The organism is Bacillus sp. SIMBA_031, from assembly GCF_046535225.1.
Lineage (GTDB): Bacteria > Bacillota > Bacilli > Bacillales > Bacillaceae > Bacillus > Bacillus velezensis.
Genome location: NZ_JAWRXC010000411.1, coordinates 1 through 258 on the forward strand (window position 1 = coordinate 1; position 258 = coordinate 258).

The window sequence follows — 258 nt, forward strand, 5'->3', positions numbered from 1 at the left end:
CAGTCGGAATATGCGTAGTCTTCAATCGGGTTGACTATCTGAATGCCCGCGTTCGACACCAACACATCGATACCGCCAAGCTTGCCGACGGCTTCGTCGATACCTGCGTTGACCGCTTCTTCGCTTGTGACGTCCATCGAAACAGCAAGTGCTTTCCCACCTGCAGCGACGATACTGTCCGCGACCTGCTGCGCGTTTGCCAGATTCAGGTCAGCAATGACGACGGCCGCACCGTCCGAAGCCAGTTTGCGTGCGCAT

Annotated in this window: 1 protein-coding gene; it reads right to left on the reverse strand. The window is 57.0% G+C overall.

Annotation, left to right across the window (positions count from 1 at the left end; translation table 11 throughout):
* Nucleotides 1–258: SDR family NAD(P)-dependent oxidoreductase (locus tag SB724_RS20825; RefSeq protein WP_410572850.1), on the reverse strand; the 258-nt coding region annotated here is incomplete at both ends.